The following is a 22,683-nucleotide window of genomic DNA, read 5'->3' as shown; positions in this document are numbered from 1 at the left end:
TTAAATATTATGCAGTTATATTATCGTTTTAACCCTAAGGGGGTATTATCAATGGGATACAGATGGAAAAATAAAATTGATGTTGATGAAGCGGTTGTGACAGTTATGAACACTCTTGATAAAGATGAGAGTCTGCCAAACTGGCTGATTAAAACGATTAACCAGTCGATTAAGGACTCTGATTCCGATATGGGTACCTACTTTTTTATGGAATTAAAAAAGCATGCCCCTTTAGGAATCAGGTATTTTGAGGATGATTATTAATCCCTCAAAATTTATATTTCAATGCCGGATCCGGTGCTGATCCTGTCTGTATTTTCCGGTTATGACTCATATATCCGTAACAGTATGTTAAAAAAGAATTCTTCTGCTCTTTTCAAAACAGTGTATCAGATTTGTTATGCAGGTATTATAAGGCGTTTCTATGCCATATTTTCTGCCGGTTTTTGCAATATATCCGTTTAGAAGATCAATTTCTGTTCTCTTTGCGTTTATGATGTCATAATACATCGAAGGATATACTTCTCCGAATGCATTTAACTGGTAATTTCTCAGGTAACTGGCGTATGAATCGGGACTTTCCCATGGCAGATCTATTCCTTCAGCCTCTGCAACAAGGAATGTTTCATTAATCAGACCGGAAATTGTCTCTTTCAGATCATCATCTCCAAGCTTTTTAATCGGAGCTTTTAATATGGCAGCCAGTGGATTTACTGCAACATTCAGCAGTGATTTTGACCAGATTTCTGATCTGATGTCCTTCGATTCTATGACCTCTATTCCGCATTTACTAAACATTGTGATGAATGATGTGAGTATATCTGCTTCTTTGCTGCTGCAGTGACTGTCAGGATATATACCTGCTTTTACAGGGTCACTCTGGCTGTTTATGATCAGATGTCTGTCAGATATAAACCCAAAATTTGTGCTGACAGTGCCGCCTATAACGAGGGGTGCGTATCTTTGAATTATATCCTCATTGCCAATTCCGTTCTGAAAGCTCACTGCTGTGGTATTTCTGAGAACTTTAACATATTCATTACAGATATTTTCAGTATCTGTTCCTTTTGCAGTGATTATGGTATAGTCATAATTTTTTCCTGCCGGCATATCAGGAGATGTATAACATATGATCTCTCTGATTAGATGCTCTCCCCATATCCCTGAAAGTTCAAGCCCTTTCTCATAGATGGCTTTTGCATATTTTTCCCTGCATACGACAGAGACCTCAGAATGGGCTGATAATACAGCCGCAAAGGATAAACCAACTGCCCCTGCACCAAGAATCAATACAGAAGGGCGCTTCTCCGGCATCTGAGTTACGGTTATCTTTTATCCTGCTTAAACATTTGCAGGATATTTTCTCTGTTCACATCCGGGAATTTATCGTTTTCAGAGATTTTTCCGGTCTTTCATGGCGTAAGAAAAGGACAAATAAATGGTTATTTATCAGATAAAATCAATCTCATCTTATTATTCTAGTTTGGTGTCTGTTATGTTCAGGAGAATCTTATTCCCTACCGATTTTTCGGAGAGTTCATTCCGGGCTTTTGACTGTGTTAAAAGTTTCAGGAAGGCTGGAACAGAGGAGGTTATTATACTTCATGTCCTTGATGAGTACGAGGTTGATCTTGTCAAGACCGGAATCGGGTGGATTAATTCGGAGAAGATGGCGGAGTATGACTCTGCGATTGAATCCAAGATGAAGGAGAATGCACGGCAGAAGGCTGAGGGTATGAAAAATACTCTTCTTGAATCCGGAATTAATGCCCGGATTATTATTGTAAAAGGCGTTGTTGATAAAGAGATTCTGTCATGCGCACAGAGAGAGAGGGCATCGGTTATTGTCATGGGAAGGCACAGCAGTGATAACCTGAAAGAAATAATACTTGGCACAACATCAGAGAGAGTGCTGAAACAGGCCAGGATGCCTGTATTGATGATTAATGAGGATCTTACTTCCGGATGTGACCTTGAGTAGGGAGTGCAGCAATTTTTTTGCAGAGAACCACATTTTTCCTGGATTTTTGCCTGGATGGAAGAAAAGCTCTGAATCTGTGATAGCTATGATAGTGTGTATTATACAATATTATTGTGTGGTATATTATATTTATTTCTAATAATCTTTATCCTGAAAGGATTCTTTTATAGTTTTGCAGGTTTATAGTCATTTCACCAGTTTTATCCGGTCATGAACAATGTCAAAAAAGGAGAAATCAGAAATGAGAGGAATGAAAGCAGGGATATCGCCTGAATTACTTGAGATTATAAAATCATTTCCTGCCGGAGATGGTTCTTATAATGAGAGACATTTTCTGAATCTCCTGCTGAATTCAATACCGTACCCGCTCTTTATCAAGGACTGTTGCGGCATCTATACCGGAGGCAACAGCAGGTTTTTCAGTTTCATCGGAAAACCACGTGATGAAGTAATAGGGCACCCGGTGTATGAATTTTTTGAGAAGGACTTTGCATCTGCATGTAATGCTGTTGATAAATCTCTCATAAAAAATCCCGGTACAAGGGAATATGAGACTAAACTCAGATTTCCGGATGGAAAGGATCACGATGTAATTATTTTCAGATCCACATTCACCGATAATGAGAGAAATCCGGTGGGTATTATCGGGATACTAAAAGACATCACAGAATTACGGGACAAAGAAGCCATAATAAAGACCGGTGAGGAAAAATTTGAGAAAGTATTCAGAATAATACCAGATCCGGTTCTGATCTCACGCCTTGAAGACGGTAAAATCATTGACTTTAACAATTCATTCGGGGGCTTATTTGGGTACAGTTTAAATGGAAGAGGAAGTCCTGATTTTACAGAAGACATGCTGTGGAGAGATTCTGAAAAAAGGGCAGAATTTATATCCTTTATACTTAAGGATGGCCTGGCAGAGAATTATTATGCGGACTTTCTTACCAGGGAAGGAAGAACGCTTAATATTCTGATCTCGGGTTCACTTTATTATATCAATAATTGTGCGCATATGCTTGTGGCAATCAGGGATATCAGCGATCTGTGGGAGACCCGCGGGAAACTTGAAATTGCAAGAAAGAAATATCAGGCAATATTTGAGAATGCGGGTACCGGTCTGATTGTTGCTGATGCTGATCTCAAAATAAAACTCTCTAATTCTCATCTCCTCAGTATGATTGGATATTCTTCTGAAGAGGTTGACGGAAAAATGTCTGTTGAAGATATTGCTGATGATTCTGAGAGGGAAATGATTGCGGAATATAAACTGAGGATGAAATCCCATTCCCCTTTAGCTCAGTCAAATCATGATCTGATATTAAGGTCAAAAGAAGGCAAAAAAGTTTATACTCACGCCAGTCTTTCTTATATGCCCGGTACAGACCAGATATTAATTTCATTGATCGATATTGGTGAACGTATTTCTGCGGAAAGAGCGCTTGCCGAGAGTGAGAGGTTCAATAAGGATCTCATAAGAAATCTTCCGGATTACATTGTAATTTATGACATTAACGGAGAGATAATCTATGTAAATCCTTCCGGATCAAAAGCCATCGGATATGCGGAGAAGGATCTTACCGGCAGAAGTATGACGGATTTCATACACCCGGATGATCGCGGTCTGGCAAAAAAGATGTTAAATCTCAGGCTTTCAGATTCTCTGAAGGATGAATATGAGATCAGGGTGATTTCGGCTGCCGGAGATGTGATTATAGTCAATATTAAAGGACGGCTCATTGAGTTTGATAAAAAACCGGCAGTGATGCTTCTCTTAAATGACATTACAAAACAGAAGGAACTTGAGAGAAGTCTTGAGATGAAGGCTGAGGAGTTCAGGCTTTTATCTGAATCAAAAGAACTTGCAAATAAAAAACTGAATCTTCTGAGCAGTATTACCAGGCATGATATTCTCAATCAGATCACTGTCCTGTCTGCATATGAGCAACTTGTTCATGAGTCAATAGAGATGAACAGAACTGATGATGCCCTGAAATATCTGAAGAAGGCCAGTGTCGCAACCGAAAAGATCTCAGGACAGATTCAGTTCACCAAGTATTACCAGGAGATTGGGGTAGATGCGCCTGAATGGCAGAATGTCTCCGGTACCATATCTGAGGTTATAGAGAAGGAATTTTTCCCTCCCGGACTTGTTGATGTTTTGGACAGTAACATTGAGATCTATGCTGACCGGATGCTTGGGAGAGTATTTTATACCCTCATTGATAATTCTGTAAGGCATGGTACTGATTTAACTTCAATTAGTGTCAGGTACGAACTTTTTGAGAAGGAACTACTGATATTTGTCGGGGATGACGGCGGAGGAATTCCTCCTGAGAAGAAAATAAGGATCTTTGATGCCGGATATGGATCTAATACCGGTTTTGGTCTTTTCCTGGCACGTGAAATACTTGAACTGTCAGGAATTTCAATCCATGAAAATGGTGTATATGGAGAAGGTGCACGTTTTGAGATCCTTGTACCTTCGGAGAGATGGCGTTATTCCGAAGAGAAAGTTCTGCCGGAGAGATCCGGAAAATATGAAGTAGATCTATAACAGAAATATAATCCGGATTTTTTAGTGATCTGAATGAAAGACAGCGAATTTACATCATACTGCGGGCTTTACTGTCCGGACTGCATACATTTCAGAAATAATCACAGTCCTGTTGCCTATCAGCTTAAAAAAGAGCTTGGGCGGGCTGATTTCTTTAAGTATTCGTCCGTCAGGTCTCATCCTGTACCTGAATATGAGGACTTTGATAAGTTTATTGCAGTGCTTGACAGGCTGATTGCCCATCAGTGCCGTTATGGCTGCCGGAAAGTCGGGAGCTGCATTTATTCCGGTGGTGAACCATGCCCTGTAGTCAGATGCTGTCAGGAGAAGGGATATTCCGGCTGCTGGGAGTGTGAGAATTTCAGGGACTGTGATAAATTTGATGTTATCAGGAAATTCTGCGGCGAATCAAATGTTAAAAATCTTGAACTGATTAAAATTTACGGGCCGGAAAAATGGGTTGAGAAGAGGCATCCGTTTTACAGGTGGGACTGATTACAGATTCTTTTCCTCCGGTATTTTCTGTTCGTTTATTATTTATCAGAGCAGTTTTGTCTGGGTTGTTGGTTTAGGCACTTTTACAACGAGAACCCTGAAAATATCACTGTCATTGTTTATCAGGCGGTGCGGGATATCCTTTGGGCTGTCGATGATCATATCCTCCGATACTTCTTTCTGCTCGTCACCGATCTCAACCATTCCTTCACCTTTAAGGACATAGAAGAATACATCTACCGGTGTTTTATGCCGCTTTAATGATTCTCCCTTTTTCAGGGTAATCACAACAGCAGTTGCATTTTCTGTGTCATATACCTGTTTTGCCTCCACTTTGTGAGGGTTCGGGCTTACCGGAAGTTCAGATAGTTTTTTGATTTCCATAATTTCCACCAATAACTGATATAATGTCCGGATATGGGATAACAGTATCCATGATTATTATGCCTGGACCGTAAGATGCCAGAAGATTATATTCTGTGAATTTTATGAATCAGTTCATCTCCTATGAAACAGTGCACTGTCTCATTCATTATCTGTGGACCAGCTGATTCATGGATTACTTTTTTTGTTTTGCTGAAAAAGGACAGATGAATCTTTCCATTCATACTGTAAAAGATCACAGTAATTTTAACTTCGAATATTTTAGAAGTCATGCATATCAGTATATGTATAAAAAATCCATTTTATTCTGGTAAATCATGAGCAAAAACAACCGACATAAAAATCCGGATTCAGATCTCCGTAAAAATAATGAGCATTCTAATGAGCATTTTAATGATCATTCCGGCAGAACGGGCTTCATTCCGGGCAGTTTATCCCTGATATTTCTTTCAGCCGCGATGATTCTGGCAGTTATCATGACAGCCGGATGCACAGGCAGCAGTTCAGGTGATATTTCAGATAATATAACTCCTGATATTATAAACAAAACTGCTGTCAATGGCACTAATGCCACAGATTATTCCGGCAATATTACAGGCACAGATAATAGCTCGGAAAATTCCACAGCAGTATCCGGTGATGAACTATCCGGCACAGAATGGCTCGTTACTTCATATATGGGAGTCGGCAGCGGGCTGAATGAAGTTCCGGAAGGGATTGATGCAACACTCACATTTGTAAATGAGAGCATTCTTGGCGGTAATTCCGGTTGCAACAGTTATTCGGCAGATTATAATTCAAATGACGGAGAATTTAAAACCGGAATTATAGCTTTAACAGAGATGTACTGCACAGATGCGACAATGCAGTTTGAGAATGATTACCTTGAACTTCTTCAGAATGGCAGTTCTATTGAAATTTCGGCTGACAATCTTGTAATCTCAGATGAAGACGGCAATGTGATTCTTACCCTCTTGCCATTTACACTTGAGGGTGGTTCATGGGAGCTTACTTCAATGAACAATGGTAAGGGAGCTGTCGTATCTCTTCCTGAGAATATCGGGATCACACTTGAATTTTCGGATGAGAAAGCCTCAGGAAATGCGGGCTGCAACAATTATTTCTCTGCTTACGCTATTGACGAAGATTTTGGGATTGAATTCAGTGCCATAGGTTCAACAAAGATGTACTGTGATGAGGATATAATGGTGTATGAGTCGTCATATCTTAAAAATCTTGAATCTGTCAGCAGATATTATTTTAACGGGAAATCACTCACTTTCAGGGATGATGACGGAAAAACACTGATGACATTTGTGAAATCAGGATAATCCTGAATATTTCCGTAATATTTCCGTCACTTAATCAATTATAATCCCATATTTTTCCAGCAGTCCGGTGACTTCCGGATATGAAAATTTTGCGCCCTTAAGCCGGTTTATCTCGGGGTCTAATGAGTAATTCACTGCTGTTCTGAAATCTGCCTTCTCTAAACTGCATCGGCTGAAGAGAGTACCTGACAGGTCACAGTTATAAAATATTGCCCCCGTAAGTCCACATTCTGCGAATTCGGCTTCTTTTACACTGCACTCTTTAAAACCTGTATTCTCCAGTTCATTCCTTAAAAAAATGGAATAATCGAGTATGCAGTCTTCAAAGTTCACCTCAAAGAGAAAATCTTTGCAATAGGTGAAATCCACGCCCATTATTTTGCAGTTTCTAAAATTTACCGATTTCAGCCCGGTATTTTTTAAGAGTGCCGCACTCAGATTACATCTTTCAAAGAGACAGTCCCTGAATTCATTCTCAGATAAATCGGCGTTTTCATAATTACAGTCTCTGAAGGTGCATGAATCATATTCACCCCCGCAGAGGGATTTGCCTGAATAATCCAGCTTTTCAGATAGTTCATTGAGATGTAAATTGTCTGCCATAATCAGCCTTTAATTGTAATTGTAATCTAATTCCGGTTAATATGTCAGTCGGACAGAATAATAAATTTCCCGGAAATCCTCCAAACCCTCACATCTCCGTACCCCATCATCTTTCGGGATTAAGTCAGTTGTACACGCCTTCAGGGTTCAGATTTTTCTCATTCTGATGCACGTTTTTTCTGCGGCATTTACCTCAGTCTGAGATGCACTCAGAAAATTAATGCTTTATATGTCTATTATATTGAATTTAATCTAATCTGTGTAGAGTTTTTACTTTCACCCCACGCGGCATGAATTTATATCTGATTCGGTACTACCACATAATTGTCGTGAGTGAGCAGGGCAGAATTCAGTGTTCCTTATCTGACATCTAAGGATAAACTCTCTGCACTGCTGTGATCTCCGGCAAAGTAGAAGAATGTCCATACTGTGCTCCTAACACAGAAGAGGGGCATCTTTTTACTGCATAAATGTAACCTCCACATCGAGATGTCAGATACCTCAAAACTCTTTCATAGATCTCCTGTTTACCCTGTCTGAAGACAGAACTTACAGGAAACCTCTCTTTTTATCTGTTTTTCTCTCATTTTTTTGCTTTTTTTGCGGAGATGGTCCAGGTGTAGCATTATGTAACATTTATCTGCAATTGTTTTAAAATATTAATCATGGCCGACTCAAAGGTTGTAAGGGTGCAGCTGGATGCACTTGAGACTGCACTCAGATATGGCAACAGCATCAGCGAAGGTATCAGAACCATGGAGAAACTCTTAAAAGAGAAGGATAAGAAGGGCGGTTTTGATATAGAAGCCGTCCGGATTGTTGTGCGTGAAGAACTCGACAGCATCGGGCGCTACTGATTGTGAGGTAGAGGTTGCCTGACAGCTACAGAATACTGCTCCATCCGTCTGCGGCAGAAGATAAACTCAGAGATCGCCTTTCAGAAATTCAGAACGCACTTCCTGATTTCAAAGTTCATAATAATCCTGAAATATGCATCGCAGAGTTTGAAACCGGAAAAAATTACGGAAGAAAAGAGATTAAGGATACTGTTGAAAAAATATTCTGTGATTATAATTTTATCGGATGTGAAATCACAGGTTTTGGATATTTTGTTAAGGGCGGATCATTCTCAGTTAATTTTCCGGTAATATTCAGTCAGGGAGCATTCATTCAGAGAAGATCAGAGAAAGATGCACCCGGAGGAAGTCAGGATAATAAGAATATTCAGATCTCATTTCCTGAAAAATTAAGTGAATGCCTTCTGTCAGAAATTTCCGGTATAAAAGACCTGAGTGTCACAGAATCTCCCTGCATAACCCTGACAGAAGGCCTAAGAAGGAAAGAATTTCTGAAGATTAGAAAACATACCGGATTTAAGATCAGCATTTTAGATGAAATTCTTCTGAGAACTTTCTGGAAGAAGGGCCGAGGGCCGAAGTACAAAATCAGGAATTTTTGTTTTTCTTTTGACGTGGTCAGAATTGCGGTGGAGAAGAACGGGAAAAAAGACCTGGAATATGATCTCACCTCAAAGGGATGGATTAAATATCCCGGACCGTCCGGATGGGGAGAAACACTTAAAAATTACCGCAGAATTAAAGGCTATGAATCTCTGCCTGCTTCGTCCGGAAAAATTTCTTCAAAATGGCTTATAGGTGATCTTCATATCGGGCATTATGATATGATACCAAAAACTGCAAGGCCCTTTGATCCAAAAAATCCTTCTGAGATGGATAAAATACTGACTGAAAACTGGAATCTTGCTGTAAAACCCGGTGATGAAGTCTTCTTCCTTGGTGATCTGACATATAATAAAAGCCCGGAATCTGTAGAATACCTTCTCAGCCAACTAAGCGGAAAAATTGTCTTTATCAGGGGCAACCATGACCAGTCTGTCCAAAATGCAGAGGATTTTTTAGAATATTCATATGGTGGGCATAAATTTCTCATGATTCACAATCCCGGCCATGCACCGGAAGACTACGACGGGTGGATCATTCACGGTCATACACACAACAGCCGGATGTGTGAGTACCCTTTTATTAATTTTAAGTCACGGACGATAAATGTCAGCTGTGAGGTTATATCTTACCGTCCTGTTTTATTTGACGATATTGTCAGTATAATCAGCCACCCGGAGAGATGTCCTGAGAGAATTATGTCATATGAGTCTGCCTGCATGAGTAAGGATGTCCTGAAGAAGGAGTGACAGAATTTTAAAATCAGATTAAAATCCTGATTTTATTCTGTTTTTAGAATCCGGGTGTCCGTATAAATATATTCATCTCATTGACCGGGATATTTTCAGGCAAAACATAGCCGGGGCTGAATGAGTGTTCAGATATGATGATTTATCACATTCTCACAGATGTCAGCCGAATAATCGACAACTCTTCTTATACTGTCTGAGATACTCACCAGGTGAGTTGCCACTGAGGCATCGTAGGTCAGTGCAATATCGTTAATCTCCCTGCACACCTCGGCATTATATCCGGTCATATCGATCAGCTCATTAGCTGCTTTAATATCTCCGTTAAAGAATGAATCTACGCTTTTTCTGAAGACATTGTTCGCATTAATGCCCGTTTTTGATATCTGCTCTATAAGTTCGGGTGAAAGCTCTCCCGAATCAAGATATTTTGAATTTTTTGCAATCCTGCTTGCATGATCCCCAACTCTTTCAATGATTCTGCTTGTAAGGAAGTAGCTTACAGCCAGATCATTTGAAATCTCCATCTTTCTTCCAAGATTTATATCATTTAACAGCAGATTGGACTGTCTTGCAATCAGCCAGTGGAGCCTGTCAACGTCATTGTCTCTCAGTACCACATTGTCTGCAAGACTGCGGTCATTATTTTTGAATGCCTCCATGGCATCCTGGTGCATCTTCATTACAATGACTGACATTCTTGAGAGTGTATTGTTAAGCGGCATCTCGGAGGGATTGAGGAGGTCTTTAATCTCTATTGTTGTGTCAGTCTCATCCACAACCTCCTGCCCGATAGCCATTGATGTAAATTCACGCACCTTTACACTCGCAAACGCAGGAAGCCTGCCATGTGCCCATATTTTCATAACTGTATATCCGGAGATGTAGGCTCCGATCATGCACCTTAAAAAATAGGTCTCATCGGTTGATGCAGCGACTTCAAACTCCCACGTTTTCCGGATCTGCTCTCCGCTTGTATTTGGGGTAATGAGTATTGTTCCGTCATCCTGCTCAATCAGACCGACAGGATCGTTCTTTTTTATCCGGCTCTTTATTATCCAGTCTTTTGGAAGGGATACGATGTAGGAGGAACCCCCGCTCATCTGAACCTTTCTGATGTCCATATATGTATTTATCTATTTTAGAATATATAATCTGTTTGATCAATATCTGAATATGTGTGTGGGTAGCCAATATATTTTATTTCGATCATCCCTTTATAATCTGTCTGTGGTATTTATAGTGCTGATATGAAAATAATGGATTGGATTTTTGATTGTGTTAAATTCCGGAAAAATATATTCACAATCATAATTGTTAACAGATCTTCTTCTGTTCGGATAATTCTGTGTAATATCTCAGAAAAAACTGATGGCGGTATTCCCCGTCCGGATTTAAAGGGTTTATTCAATGTCTCTCTCTTTTGATCTTAACGGTTCATCCGGAGAGGGCAGATTTCCGTCCGGAAACAGCATGAGGAAATTCTGGGACAGAACTGTAAAAGGAGTCCTTTTTGTTGCAGCGATCTTCGGAGTGCTTACAGTATTCTTCATCCTGCTGTTCCTTTTGAAAGATGGTGTTTCTGCGTTTTACAAATTCGGGCTTATTGACTTCCTCTTCGGCCCTTCCTGGAATCCTGCCGGCGCTGTCCCCGTATATGGCACACTGCCGCTCTGGGTGGATACCATCCTTGTCACCATCGGTGCAATGGTTATTGCAGCACCGCTTGGTGTTGCCGGAGCAATATACATCTCAGAGATCGCCCACCCAAAGGTTAAGAATGTTGTAAAACCCGCCATAGAACTTCTTGCAGGCATACCTTCGGTAGTATTCGGTTTTTTTGGGCTTATTGTTCTTACAGACTGGCTGAGGGTTACATTTGATGTTCCTTCCGGTGAGTCCTGGCTTGCAGGTTCAATACTGCTTGGTATAATGGCACTTCCGACTATCGTCAGTGTGTCTGAGGATGCCATAAGTGCGGTTCCAAAGAGCTTTAAGCATGGATCTCTGGCAGTTGGTGCGACAAACTGGCAGACTATAAGCCGGGTACTCGTCCCTTCAGCTCTATCGGGTATTACAGCGGCTGTAATTCTTGGGATGGGGCGTGCAATCGGCGAGACGATGGCGGTGATGATGGTCACCGGAAATGCGGCAATAATCCCTTCTCCAATTACGGACCTGCTCTCCCCTGTCAGGACACTTACAGGTACAATCGGTATCGAGATGGGCGAAGTTGCGGTTGGAAGTGATCACTATCATGCTCTTTTTGGTGTAGCGGTGATTCTTCTGGTGATCACTCTTGTAGTTAATCTCTCTGCGCAGAAGATACTGAAAAAGATTAATGAGAAGCATGCAGGTACGGGTAGTAAGAAAGAAAAGAAACTCCTTTTAATCTCTCTTCCAAAGGATCATCACCTCACAAAGAAGTTCAGGGGCAGTAAAAACCTGATAACTGCGGGGCTGCTGGTACTGTTAACCTTCTTAGTTGCAGGCATAATTCCGGCGGTGATACTTGCAGTTCTGGTTGCATGCGCTAATTTTATCTCTGACAGATTATCCCCGAAACACTCTCAGGTTATCGCCTACAGCCTTCTGTATGCCGCAGTAGGTATTATTATACTGACTCTTGCAGTCATTCTCTTTGATATATTCTCTAAAGGACTTCCTGCCATATCCTGGGAGTTCCTCACCGAATCTCCGAGAAATCTCGGGCGTGAAGGCGGAATATTCCCTGCTATAGTGGGCACACTCTATCTTGTTGCAGGAGCGATTGCGATGGCTCTTCCAATAGGCATTGGTGCGGCGATTTACATGACTGAATATACAAAAGAGGGGCGTTTAACGGAGATCATACGTACAGGAATTGATCTCTTAAACGGAACACCGTCTATTGTATTCGGTCTCTTTGGCTTCTCATTCCTTGTTCTCTTTCTGAACTTCGGTGTCAGCCTGATAGCCGGTCAGATAACCCTTGCGTTAATGGTGCTTCCGACTATTATCAGGACAACTGAAGAGGCACTGAAGAGCGTCCCGCAGTCAGTCAGGCATGGCAGTCTTGCTCTTGGTTCAACGAAATGGCAGACAATATATAAGGTGGTAATTCCGCCTGCGATACCGGGAATCATCACCGGAACAATTCTGTCAATAGGAAGAGCTGCCGGAGAGACTGCCCCGATTTTATTTACGGCAGTGGTCTTCTCGTCAAGATTCCTCCCGTCATCGGAGTTTGACCCAGTAATGGCACTGCCATATCATCTCTACATTCTCTCAACCAATGTCCCCGGTGCGACAGAAAACCAGTACGGCACAGCGGTCGTTCTCGTCACAATTGTGGCAGTGATCTACCTGTTTGCAATATTCATCAGAAATCATTACCAGAAATCAGTCAGGTGGTAATAAATGGAAAATAACGATAAAATTCTTGAGACAAAGAACCTTGACCTCTATTACGGGGAAAAACAGGCACTTTCAGATGTAAATATCCCCATAGCAAAAAATAAAGTGACTGCACTTATCGGCCCTTCAGGATGCGGCAAATCAACCCTGCTCCGCTGCTTCAACAGAATGAATGACCTTGTGGACAACTGCCGGATTACCGGCAAAATCCTATATCATGATGGGGACATCTTCCGGCCTGGAAATGATGTGGTCGCGATGAGAAAGAAGATTGGCATGGTCTTTCAGCAGCCAAACCCGTTTCCAAAGACAATATATGACAATGTTGCGTACGGGCCGACAGTTCACGGGCTTAAGGACAGAAAAAAGCTTGATGAAATCGTAGAGGCAAGCCTGAAAAACGCTGCACTCTGGGATGAGGTCCATGACAGGCTTGACGACCCTGCAATGGGACTTTCCGGAGGGCAGCAGCAGAGGCTCTGCATTGCCAGAACCCTTGCCGTGGAACCGGAAGTAATTCTGATGGATGAACCATGTTCGGCACTGGATCCGATTGCGACATCAAAGATTGAGTCACTGATTGATGACCTTAAAAAGAATTACACTGTAATTATTGTCACACACAGCATGTCACAGGCATCAAGAGTTAGTGATTTTACCGGATTTATGTACCTTGGAAAGCTCATAGAATACGGAGATACCGAGAAGATCTTTACAAGCCCGGATGAAGAACTGACTAACAACTATATTACCGGAAGATTTGGATAGGAGGATTTTAAATGTCTGATAAACTACACTCTGAGCTTGGAAAACTAAGAAATGATATTATTGAAATGGGTGAATTCTCTTTAGGGATGTTCTCAGAATCCCTTGACGCACTGAAGAAACTTGACAGAGATCTTGCAGAAAAAGTTGATGCCAAAAAGGTCAGGCTCTCTGAATTCAGTGATGATATAGAAGAGAGGACCATGAGAATTCTGACTCTTTATCAGCCGGTTGCCGATGACATCAGGGCAATATTCTGTATTATACAGATGAATACCACCCTGTACCGTCTGGGAAGAAACGGGCGTGAAATTGCCCGTCTTGTCATGATTCTCCCTGAGTCGCCACATCTCGGTATAATTAAGAGTCTCAGCCATATGGCTGAATGTGTAATTTCTATGCACAGGGATGTTCTTGATGCGTACAGTTCGGGAGATTCCGCAAAACTAACCAACCTCCTCCGCCGGGACGATGATGTTGACAATATGCAGGGTTCGATCTTCAGGGAGAGCCTCACATATATGATGGAGGATAACCGTAATATATCACGTTGTATCGAATATGTCATGGTCTCAAGATATCTTGAGAGAATGGGTGACCATGCATGCCTGATGGGTGAGAAGGTTTATTATATGATTGAAGGCGAAAAACTTGAAATAAACTAAGCTGAAATGAAAATTGCTGAAGGTTCAGATTTTCATTATAAGTTCAGGTGTTTTTTTATGAAGGCGACAAATCCCGAAAATCCGGAATATTTTACCAACAGGGAAGTCTCATGGGTAGAATTTAACAGAAAGGTCCTTGAGGAAGCCTTTGATAATAGACATCCTCTTCTTGAACGGGTTAAATTCCTCTCAATTTTTTCAAGCAATCTTGATGAATTTATGATGATCAGAGTCTCCGGACTTAGGAGGCAGATTAAGTGCGGCGTTCTTGAAATCCCTCCTGACGGAATGACACCTACGGAACAGCTGATTGCCATACGGAAGGAGTTAAAAGAGCAGATTCACATGGCAGACAGCTGTTTCAGGGACGACCTGCTACCTGCACTTAATAAAGAGGGCATCCACATCCACAGGTGCAGAGATTTAGGAAAGAAGCAGAAGAAATTACTTAGAGATTACTTTGAAAGAGAGATCTTTCCTGCACTGACGCCTATGTCCTTTGATGTCGGCAGGCCTTTTCCTTTTATATCAAATCTGAGTCTCAATCTTGCTGTAATTATTGATGATTCACAGAAGGGTATGGTATTTTCCAGGCTTAAAATCCCAAGGGACATCTTTCCGAGATTTATCGAAGTGCCGATGGATGAAAAGATTCATGATTCTGATAAAAAATCAGGTAAGGAATTTCATTTTGTATTCATTGAGGATCTCGTCTCGTCAAATATCGACCTTTTATTTCCGGAGATGAACGTTGTCAACAGCTATCCTTTTGTTGTCACTCGGGATGCTGATATTGAAATAGAGGTGGACGAGGCCTCTGATCTCTTAACTGCGATAGAGGAGAGCGTCGAACAGAGAAGGGTCGGTCATCCTATACGTCTCGATGTAAACAGGTCTATGCCGAAATGGGTGAGGGCAATTCTTGCCAAAAAGCTTGACCTGAGCTCCGGGGGAGTTTATACGATAGACGATCCGCTCAGGAAATCCGACCTGATGGAACTTTTAAGCATTGACAGGCCTGACTTAAAGGATAAACCTTTCATTCCGGCATATCCCTGCGGACTTGAAGATGAAAGTCTGGATATATTCTCAAAGGTACGTGAAGGGGATATTCTCTTTTACCATCCTTATGACAGTTTCACACCTATTGTGAACTTCATTAAACAGGCAGCAGAAGATCCGGGTGTAATTGCAATAAAACAGACATTGTACCGGGTTGGTTCAAAGTCTCCTGTTGTAGAGGCGCTAAAAAAAGCCAGAGAAAACGGAAAGCAGGTCTCAGTCATTGTTGAACTGAAGGCACGCTTTGACGAGGAGAACAATATCGTATGGGCAAGGCAGCTTGAGGAGGCCGGGGTACATGTCGTCTATGGCATAGTAGGAACCAAGGTGCATGCAAAACTCTGCATGGTTGTCAGAAGGGAAAAGGAAGGCATCAGGACATATGTCCATTTCGGAACAGGCAATTACAATCCCGGTACTGCACGGTTATATACAGACATCGGCATCCTGACCTGTGATCATGAGATTGCTTCAAGTGTAACTGATCTCTTCAATGCCCTCACCGGTCATTCCAATAAAAGGGAATATGATTCACTGCTGGTCTCATATGGTAAAAGCGGACATATGAGGAAGAATATAGTCGATCTGATCAACAATGAGGCAGAAGTGCATAAAGCTGGCGGTAATGGTTATATTGTATTTAAGCTCAATCAGCTCACAGATCCGGACGTGATCACCGCCCTGTACCGCGCATCATCCGCCGGGGTGAAAATAGATCTCAATGTAAGGGGTATATGTGCACTCCGGCCCGGAATAAAGGGTGTAAGTGAGAATATTACCTGTACGTCAATTGTCGGCAGATTTCTGGAGCATTCCAGAATTCTCTACTTCAGAAACGGCGGTGACGAGATTGTCCTTACCGGAAGTGCGGATATGATGCCGAGAAATCTCAGCAGGCGTGTTGAGGTTTTAGGTATTGTAAAGAACCCCTCTATAAGGGAGTCCCTTAAAAAAATCCTTAAGGTTCATCTGGCAGATAACGTCAATGCAAGAAGGCTTCTGCCGGATGGCAAATATGGACGTATTTTGCCTGGAAAAGATGATGAGCCATGCAATGCCCAGATCTGGATGACTGAGCACAGGGGAGAATGGAATGAAGGTCACCCCTGATATTTTCGTCTGTCTGTAAGATGAGAGTTGTCTGTGTATGATTATATAAAGATAAACAGCTGGCTGAGCATTGAATCTTCCGGGTGAAAAATTTAAGATTTTTTTGCTTTCGCCATGAAAATGTTATATATTCAAAAATACATTGTTAAATGAGTTATTCCGGAACAGATCAGACTATTCCGAAAGTATGCCTGATGATGCACATATGGTTTGCCCTGAAAAGATGTCTGAGTCATATTTGGTAATATATCAATGGGAAGTTCTGAAAGGATGTCTGAATTATATCAGATTATCAGTTGATGAAATATCCTGAAAAACGGAGGAGTCATGCTTGATGATGTATTAATGAAATATCCCGATCCTGATGTGGATTATGGGAAGTTAATCAGTCCGTTTCAGGCTGAAATCGGCCATCTCCAGAGGGAAATTCTGGACCTAAATATTCCGGTTATGATTATCATCGAAGGCTGGGATGCTTCAGGCATATCTGACATATGCAATAAACTTATCAGGTATCTTGATCCCAGGAGCTATCGCCTGTATCCTGTGGGCCGTCCGAAGGAGTCTGAAGCCGAGATGCCTTTCCTCTGGCGTTTTGCCCTTGCCGCTCCTGAGGAGGGAAAGTTTGCCATTTTTGATCGTGCATGGTACAGCCGCATGATTGTTGAGAACAAAGAAAATCTTAAAGATGTTTTTAGAATTAAGGTTGAAGATATAAAAGCATTTGAGAGGCATTTCTGTGATGACGGCGGGGTTTTGATAAAAATATTTCTCCATATCTCACATAAGGAGCAGAAAAAGCGGTTTAAAGAGGCTGATTCTGATCCATGCCGTTCTTTTTATCTTAAAAACGTTGACTGGAATCCTAAGAAAGAATATCCGGAATATTTCAGTGTCATTGATGAAATACTCTTCAGAACAAATACACCAAATTCTCCGTGGGAAGTAATTCCGGCTGAAAATCTTGATTATGCTGTTTACCGGGTTTATGATACAGTAATAAACCGTCTGAAGGCTGCAGTTTCAGATAAGTTAAAGGGCGTGGAGACTATATGCCATGAATGCCCCATCCTCTCCTCCGGCTACTGCCTTCCTGAACCGCATGCACCAAGAGTCCTTGACAGAAAGGAATATAAAACTAAGAAGAAGGAACTTGGAAAGAGACTGTCTGAGCTTCAGGTTGAGCTTTACAGGAATAAAATTCCACTTGTTATTTTATATGAAGGCTGGGATGCTTCCGGAAAGGGCGGTGCTATTACAAGATTCACAAGATATCTCAACCCCAGAGGCTACAGGATTGAGCCAATCGGGCCGCCGGATGTTAAAGAGAAAAAGATGGGTTACCTCTGGAGGTTCTACAAAAGGCTGCCCCGCCCGGGAAGGATTGTTATCTTTGACCGTACATGGTATGGCAGGGTGCTTGTTGAGAGGGTTGAAGGATTATGTTCTGATTATGACTGGAAGAGGGCATACACTGAGATCACCGAATTTGAGCATTTTATTGATGAATGGGGCGGAGTTATTGTTAAATTCTGGATTCATATCAGTAATGAGGAACAGCTTGACCGTTTCAGGGCCAGGGAAGCTGATCCTGACAAAGTATGGAAGATCACGCCTGAAGACTGGCGAAACCGTGAGAAATGGGACCAGTATGAAGAAGCAGTATGTGATATGATCTCACTTACCCATACACCCTGCTGCCCATGGACCATAGTCAGTGGAAACGACAAATACAGTGCAAGGATTCAGACTTTTGAAGCTGTAATTGCAGCTGTGGAAAAGAAGCTGAATTTATTTAAGTGATAAAATGACAAATAAGAGAGATTCCGGCAGAAATCAGGTCGATGCAGGATACTGCCTCTTTGGCGCACAGTCCATTCTGCCTTTAATTTCACAGCTTGAATCAGAAACAGATGGTGTCAAAATTGCGGATGACATAGAATATGTCCACAGATGCAGGGTTGCATCAAGACGTATCCGTGCGGCTCTTCCCATATATCGTGACTGTATCCCGCAAAAAGAGTTCAGAAAATGGAAATCCGGGATAAGGGATGTAACCAAATCCCTTGGTGAAGCCAGGGATGCAGATGTACAGGCTGATTTTCTTGAAGGATTTATCAGTGAGCATAATTTCAGAGGAGGTGATCACCGTACACTTTTCACACCGGAAATTGAGTCTGCTGAGGATTACAGTCCGGTCTCCGTCAGCAGTCCTGAAAGTACTGCTATATCCGGAGTTCAGGATAATTCCGGGGTTCATAAAGCCCCTGAAATTCCGGGGATGACTTTTGGCGGGAGAATCAGGAAATTTTTCAGGAAGTTTTCACCTTCAAAGGAGATCACTTTGCCGGTGAATAAGAATACCGGACCTGAGAGCGATTTTGCCAATAAATATCCTGTCAGTTTTGATTTTGAAAGAACCGGGTACTCTTACCTCCCGGGACTTGAGTGTCTTAAGACAAGGATCTGCCAGAAGAGGGAGTCTATTCAGCCCCACGTTATTGAATCAATGGAGAAGTTTGAAGAGTCCGGAGTTCTTGAGGAGATGAAGGATTATTTCCATGAAATTTCAGTTCAGGGACAGATGTACGGACATGACATTCATTCTCCGTACTCTTATGAACAGGCATTTTTCAATATATCGCTGAGGCTTGAGGATCTCTTCTGGCATGAGAAGCATCTCTTTGATCCTGACAGGACTGAGGAGCACCATATGATGAGAATTTACGCCAAAAAACTCCGCTACACAATGGAGGCATACGGCGATCTCTATCCTGACGGGTTAAAGCCGCAGATTAAAGCTATTAAGAAACTCCAGGATTTCCTTGGTGATATCCATGACTGTGACGTATGGTCTGATTTCCTGCCGGAATTTAAGGCGGAAGAGGAGAAGAGGTCTGTTGAATATTTTGGCAATGACAGTTTTTTTAAGATTCTGACTCCCGGAATTGATTATCTCTGTGATGACAGGATTGGGAAGAGAAAAGAACTCCATTCCGGACTTGTGGATTACTGGAATGAACTTGAAAAGGAAAAATTCTGGGATGAACTCAGGTCTGAAATATCACTGCCGCTCCAGAATGTCTTTTCAAATATGGCTGCATCCTGTGATGTGAAGGAGTTAAAGATTGCACTGATTGGTGATATCCATGCAAACCTTCCGGCACTTGAGGCAACACTTGCCGACATTAAGGAGAGGGGCGCCTCCATTGTGATAAATGCCGGTGATATTGTGGGTTACGGCGCATTTCCGGATGAGGTGATCACACTTCTGAGGGAGAACCATCTCATCAATATCTCCGGAAATTACGATCTGGCGGTTCTGAAAGCCGGAAGTTTGAGTGACAGGAAAAAAAGGAAGAGATATGAGCTGAAAAAACACAATAAGATTTACAACAGCCTCTCTTCATCCAACAGAAAGTTTCTCCGGACACTTCCAAAGACACTTGACCTTGTATTCGGAGGCAGGAAGATTCATATCTCGCATGGTGATAAAAAATCACCGGTTAAGGCATTTACGGAAAATACCACAAAGGCTGAGCTTCTTGAGGCATATAAACTTACAAAGGCCGATGTCATCGTAACCGGACATTCACATAAGCCCTTTGCCAGGGAAACTGACGGCAGGTGGTTTATCAATACCGGAAGCGTAGGTATGCCAAAGGACGGCGATCCAAGGGCTTCATATGCCCTTCTGACACTGAATCCGTTTTCATTATATCATATCCGTGTGCCTTATGATTTCCGGAGATCAGTTGATGCCATCTATGAGGACAGGCTTTCAGAGTCCTATGCACGAATATACAGGGAAGGAAATCCGGTTGATATTATCCGGCACTCAGGCGGTGATGAAGATTGATAACCGAATCTGAAGTGAGGGATATTTTTGCCCTGCTTGAATCTGCCAACGCCGACATCGATCACGCCTGTCAGGTTTCAAAACTCAGCAATGCTTTATTCAGTGAACTTTCCGGACTTCACAAACTTGGAGAGGATGAATTACGCTTACTTTATTATAGTTCAATGCTTCATGACATTGGGATTTCAGTCTCTGAAAAAGGCCACCATAAAAATTCTTATGACCTGATAATGTCTGATAAAACTCTCAGTCTGACAAATGAGGAGAGGGCTGTAGTTGCCAATACTGCAAGATATCACAGAAAGGCCGGACCAAAGGTTTCCCATAATGAATTTATGGGCCTGTCCGCTGAGGAGAGGCATATTGTGGAGGTTCTCTCCGCCATTCTGCGTATTGGAGACGGACTTGACAGGACGCATATGTCCCTGATATACAGGCTTTCATGCAGAATTTCAGATAAATATGTCTGGATCAGGTGCTATTCGGATTACCATTCCAGATTTGATGAAGAGGCGGCGCTTAAGAAGAGTGATCTATTTGAGAATATTTTTGAACATAAGGTGATTATCGAGTGGGAGACAGGTTAGAGGAGAAGGTCGTTTCATTTATCGACCTTGGAACAAATTCGGTCAGGCTTCTGGTTGTGAGGATTAACCGGAATTATTCCTATAAAATTCTCCGCAGGCAGAAGGATACTATTCGCCTGGGAGATGGTGAATTTGAGAAGAATATCCTCTCTGAAGCTGCTATGGACAGGGCAGTTTCTGCATGCCGTCAGTATGTGGATATATCCCGTAATTTTGGTGCCGAAGAGGTTATAGCTGTTGCAACCTCCGCGACAAGGGAAGCTAAAAACCGTGATGAACTGATAAGGCGTATGTCAGAATGTGCCGGAGCCGAACTTAATGTGATCTCCGGAGATGAAGAGGCACGCCTCATCTACCTTGGTATATCGAGCGGGATTGAGATCGGTGAAAAGAAGTATTTTTTCTTTGATATCGGCGGAGGAAGCACGGAAGTTATTGTCGGCGATCAGTCCGGCTACAATTATCTCCGAAGTCTTAAGCTTGGAGCGATAAGAACGACAGGGAGGTTTGGACTTGATACAGATAACGGCATTCTGTCTGACCGTGATTTTGATAATTTATGCAGGAGTCTCAGGGATAAGGTGCATCATGTTGCAAGGGAGACCCGGCAATATAATATCTCTGAAGCTTATGGGAGTTCAGGAACGATTATTTCAGTGATTACTGCTGCAAGGAAGATTTCCGATGCCTGCATCAGTGAGAATGGCAATGGAGCTTCTGATATGGATTATGATGGCAGCTGCAGCTATTCTGCCGGTATTGAGGAGATTTATCTTCTGCTGGATCATTTAAGAACAATACCCAACGATGAAAAGAAAAAAATTCCGGGCATAAGCCCCGAAAGGGCGGATATTATCCTTGCCGGTACTGCAATACTTTACACTGTAATGAAAGAATGCGGAATTGAGAAAATTACTGCATCTGAGAGAAGCCTCAGGGACGGAATGCTTGTGGATTATCTCTCTAAGATTCCGGGTTTTCCTCATGCGGAGAATATGCCCGTCCGTAAGAGAAGCGTCAGGCAGCTTGGAAGATCGTGCAGAATTGATGAAAGGCATGCGATGAAGGTCTCCGGTCATGCCCTTTCGCTCTTCGATTCCGGAATTATGGCAGGCATTCATAATTATAGTCCTAAAGAGCGGGAGTACCTTGAATATGCCTCATATCTCCATGATATAGGGCAGTTTTTATCTTTTTCAGGTCATCAGAACCATTCATATTATGTGATTACAAGGTCGCAGCTTCTGGGATTTGATCAGAAGGAGATAATTATTATCGGGCTTATTGCCGGATACCACAGGAAGAGAATGCCTAAGAGATCTGATGAGGGTTTTTCTTCTCTAAACCTCAAAGATCAGAAGAAGGTGACCTTTCTTTCAGGTCTGCTCAGAATTGCGGAATTCCTCGAAAGGAGCCATGATGAGAGGGAGAGGATCTGTGAATTTGTAATCCCGGATGATAAATGCCCGATGATCAGGATAAGCCCTGAGAAGGACTGTAATTCTGAAATTCAGCTGATTAAAAATGATATGAAGAATCTTAAAAAGGCTTTTGGGCGTGAAATTTTCATTGCTGCTGACCGTCTCTCAAATAAGCAATGACTGACTGCCGTATGTTCCGGACCGGCCTGAGTCACTGCTACTTTTGAGCTGAATATGGAGTTCACGTGACTTTCTGCC

Annotated in this window: 19 protein-coding genes; 15 read left to right on the top strand and 4 right to left on the bottom strand. The window is 42.1% G+C overall.

All coding sequences use genetic code 11. The features are described 5' to 3' along the window. Positions 1-51: 51 nt before the first annotated feature. Positions 52-264, top strand: coding sequence for a hypothetical protein (locus METLIM_RS00225; RefSeq protein ID WP_004075776.1), 213 nt, complete (start codon positions 52-54; stop codon positions 262-264). An 87-nt stretch (positions 265-351) separates the two neighbouring features. Here the strand turns inward: METLIM_RS00225 and METLIM_RS00220 are convergent, their stop codons facing one another. After that, a complete protein-coding gene (locus METLIM_RS00220; protein WP_004075775.1) occupies positions 352-1,314 on the bottom strand; it encodes a ketopantoate reductase family protein in 963 nt (320 codons plus the stop codon). 181 nt (positions 1,315-1,495) lie between these two features. Here METLIM_RS00220 and METLIM_RS00215 point away from each other — a divergent pair, with 181 nt between their 5' ends. From METLIM_RS00215 to METLIM_RS00205, 3 genes are all read left to right on the top strand, one after another. Next, positions 1,496-1,981 (top strand): universal stress protein, encoded by a 486-nt coding sequence (locus tag METLIM_RS00215; protein WP_157202181.1) that lies wholly within the window; start codon positions 1,496-1,498, stop codon positions 1,979-1,981. A 217-nt stretch (positions 1,982-2,198) separates the two neighbouring features. Continuing rightward, positions 2,199-4,538, top strand: coding sequence for a PAS domain-containing protein (locus tag METLIM_RS15270; RefSeq protein WP_052300852.1), 2,340 nt, complete (start codon positions 2,199-2,201; stop codon positions 4,536-4,538). A 33-nt stretch (positions 4,539-4,571) separates the two neighbouring features. Next, entirely contained in the window at positions 4,572-5,033 is a 462-nt protein-coding gene (locus METLIM_RS00205; RefSeq protein ID WP_004075772.1) for a DUF3795 domain-containing protein, read from the top strand. A 45-nt stretch (positions 5,034-5,078) separates the two neighbouring features. Here the strand turns inward: METLIM_RS00205 and METLIM_RS00200 are convergent, their stop codons facing one another. After that, entirely contained in the window at positions 5,079-5,417 is a 339-nt protein-coding gene (locus METLIM_RS00200; RefSeq protein ID WP_004075771.1) for a cupin domain-containing protein, read from the bottom strand. 317 nt (positions 5,418-5,734) lie between these two features. Between METLIM_RS00200 and METLIM_RS00190 the strand changes: the two genes are divergently transcribed. Then, complete coding sequence (locus METLIM_RS00190; protein WP_004075769.1) at positions 5,735-6,748, top strand: META domain-containing protein; 1,014 nt, start codon at positions 5,735-5,737, stop codon at positions 6,746-6,748. Positions 6,749-6,778: 30 nt separating this feature from the next. On the opposite strand, the gene METLIM_RS00185 is transcribed toward METLIM_RS00190, so the two are convergent. Further along, on the bottom strand, positions 6,779-7,351 hold the full coding sequence (locus tag METLIM_RS00185) for a pentapeptide repeat-containing protein (protein WP_004075768.1): 573 nt from the start codon (positions 7,349-7,351) through the stop codon (positions 6,779-6,781). Between the two features lie 665 nt (positions 7,352-8,016). Between METLIM_RS00185 and METLIM_RS00180 the strand changes: the two genes are divergently transcribed. After that, positions 8,017-8,208: a hypothetical protein gene (locus tag METLIM_RS00180; protein ID WP_004075767.1), complete on the top strand. Its 192-nt coding sequence runs from the start codon at positions 8,017-8,019 to the stop codon at positions 8,206-8,208. A 14-nt stretch (positions 8,209-8,222) separates the two neighbouring features. Continuing rightward, positions 8,223-9,560 carry a metallophosphoesterase gene (locus METLIM_RS17095; protein WP_004075766.1) on the top strand — a complete coding sequence of 446 codons (1,338 nt, stop codon included), beginning with the start codon at positions 8,223-8,225 and terminating at the stop codon, positions 9,558-9,560. A gap of 128 nt (positions 9,561-9,688) precedes the next feature. Here the strand turns inward: METLIM_RS17095 and METLIM_RS00170 are convergent, their stop codons facing one another. Continuing rightward, positions 9,689-10,663: a phosphate uptake regulator PhoU gene (locus METLIM_RS00170; RefSeq protein ID WP_245543555.1), complete on the bottom strand. Its 975-nt coding sequence runs from the start codon at positions 10,661-10,663 to the stop codon at positions 9,689-9,691. 307 nt (positions 10,664-10,970) lie between these two features. On the opposite strand from METLIM_RS00170, the gene pstA reads away from it, so the two are divergent. The 8 genes from pstA (at position 10,971) to METLIM_RS00130 (ending at position 22,605) form a co-directional block, all read left to right on the top strand. Beyond that, a complete protein-coding gene (pstA, locus tag METLIM_RS00165; protein WP_004075764.1) occupies positions 10,971-12,956 on the top strand; it encodes a phosphate ABC transporter permease PstA in 1,986 nt (661 codons plus the stop codon). 3 nt (positions 12,957-12,959) lie between these two features. After that, complete coding sequence (gene pstB / locus METLIM_RS00160) at positions 12,960-13,724, top strand: phosphate ABC transporter ATP-binding protein PstB (RefSeq protein WP_004075763.1); 765 nt, start codon at positions 12,960-12,962, stop codon at positions 13,722-13,724. An 11-nt stretch (positions 13,725-13,735) separates the two neighbouring features. Beyond that, positions 13,736-14,386, top strand: coding sequence for a phosphate signaling complex protein PhoU (gene phoU / locus METLIM_RS00155; RefSeq protein WP_004075762.1), 651 nt, complete (start codon positions 13,736-13,738; stop codon positions 14,384-14,386). A 57-nt stretch (positions 14,387-14,443) separates the two neighbouring features. Then, positions 14,444-16,558 carry a polyphosphate kinase 1 gene (ppk1, locus tag METLIM_RS00150; RefSeq protein WP_048146103.1) on the top strand — a complete coding sequence of 705 codons (2,115 nt, stop codon included), beginning with the start codon at positions 14,444-14,446 and terminating at the stop codon, positions 16,556-16,558. 327 nt (positions 16,559-16,885) lie between these two features. Further along, entirely contained in the window at positions 16,886-18,361 is a 1,476-nt protein-coding gene (gene pap, locus METLIM_RS00145; protein WP_004075760.1) for a polyphosphate:AMP phosphotransferase, read from the top strand. Between the two features lie 4 nt (positions 18,362-18,365). Beyond that, complete coding sequence (locus METLIM_RS00140) at positions 18,366-20,417, top strand: CHAD domain-containing protein (protein WP_004075759.1); 2,052 nt, start codon at positions 18,366-18,368, stop codon at positions 20,415-20,417. Further along, a complete protein-coding gene (locus METLIM_RS00135; protein WP_004075758.1) occupies positions 20,414-21,004 on the top strand; it encodes an HD domain-containing protein in 591 nt (196 codons plus the stop codon). Before METLIM_RS00140 ends, METLIM_RS00135 begins: the two co-directional genes overlap by 4 nt. Next, the gene (locus METLIM_RS00130) at positions 20,989-22,605 is read left to right on the top strand and encodes a Ppx/GppA phosphatase family protein (RefSeq protein ID WP_004075757.1); all 1,617 of its coding nucleotides are present in this window, start codon (positions 20,989-20,991) and stop codon (positions 22,603-22,605) included. The genes METLIM_RS00135 and METLIM_RS00130 overlap by 16 nt, the downstream gene beginning before the upstream one ends. The last annotated feature ends 78 nt before the right edge of the window (positions 22,606-22,683 follow it).

Origin of the sequence: Methanoplanus limicola DSM 2279, from assembly GCF_000243255.1 — an archaeon.
In the GTDB taxonomy this organism is placed as follows: Archaea; Halobacteriota; Methanomicrobia; order Methanomicrobiales; family Methanomicrobiaceae; genus Methanoplanus; species Methanoplanus limicola.
Note: the sequence above shows the minus strand (reverse complement) of the source record. Positions and strands in the feature narration are given on the sequence as shown.

What these genes read in the sequence shown, in the direction of transcription:
- METLIM_RS00225 (WP_004075776.1), top strand. Translation starts at nt 52, where the DNA reads ATGGGATACAGATGGAAAAATAAAATTGATGTTGATGAAGCGGTTGTG.
- METLIM_RS00220 (WP_004075775.1), bottom strand. Translation starts at nt 1,314, where the DNA reads ATGCCGGAGAAGCGCCCTTCTGTATTGATTCTTGGTGCAGGGGCAGTT.
- METLIM_RS00215 (WP_157202181.1), top strand. Translation starts at nt 1,496, where the DNA reads ATGTTCAGGAGAATCTTATTCCCTACCGATTTTTCGGAGAGTTCATTC.
- METLIM_RS15270 (WP_052300852.1), top strand. Translation starts at nt 2,199, where the DNA reads ATGTCAAAAAAGGAGAAATCAGAAATGAGAGGAATGAAAGCAGGGATA.
- METLIM_RS00205 (WP_004075772.1), top strand. Translation starts at nt 4,572, where the DNA reads ATGAAAGACAGCGAATTTACATCATACTGCGGGCTTTACTGTCCGGAC.
- METLIM_RS00200 (WP_004075771.1), bottom strand. Translation starts at nt 5,417, where the DNA reads ATGGAAATCAAAAAACTATCTGAACTTCCGGTAAGCCCGAACCCTCAC.
- METLIM_RS00190 (WP_004075769.1), top strand. Translation starts at nt 5,735, where the DNA reads ATGAGCAAAAACAACCGACATAAAAATCCGGATTCAGATCTCCGTAAA.
- METLIM_RS00185 (WP_004075768.1), bottom strand. Translation starts at nt 7,351, where the DNA reads ATGGCAGACAATTTACATCTCAATGAACTATCTGAAAAGCTGGATTAT.
- METLIM_RS00180 (WP_004075767.1), top strand. Translation starts at nt 8,017, where the DNA reads ATGGCCGACTCAAAGGTTGTAAGGGTGCAGCTGGATGCACTTGAGACT.
- METLIM_RS00170 (WP_245543555.1), bottom strand. Translation starts at nt 10,663, where the DNA reads ATGAGCGGGGGTTCCTCCTACATCGTATCCCTTCCAAAAGACTGGATA.
- pstA (WP_004075764.1), top strand. Translation starts at nt 10,971, where the DNA reads ATGTCTCTCTCTTTTGATCTTAACGGTTCATCCGGAGAGGGCAGATTT.
- pstB (WP_004075763.1), top strand. Translation starts at nt 12,960, where the DNA reads ATGGAAAATAACGATAAAATTCTTGAGACAAAGAACCTTGACCTCTAT.
- phoU (WP_004075762.1), top strand. Translation starts at nt 13,736, where the DNA reads ATGTCTGATAAACTACACTCTGAGCTTGGAAAACTAAGAAATGATATT.
- ppk1 (WP_048146103.1), top strand. Translation starts at nt 14,444, where the DNA reads ATGAAGGCGACAAATCCCGAAAATCCGGAATATTTTACCAACAGGGAA.
- pap (WP_004075760.1), top strand. Translation starts at nt 16,886, where the DNA reads ATGCTTGATGATGTATTAATGAAATATCCCGATCCTGATGTGGATTAT.
- METLIM_RS00140 (WP_004075759.1), top strand. Translation starts at nt 18,366, where the DNA reads ATGACAAATAAGAGAGATTCCGGCAGAAATCAGGTCGATGCAGGATAC.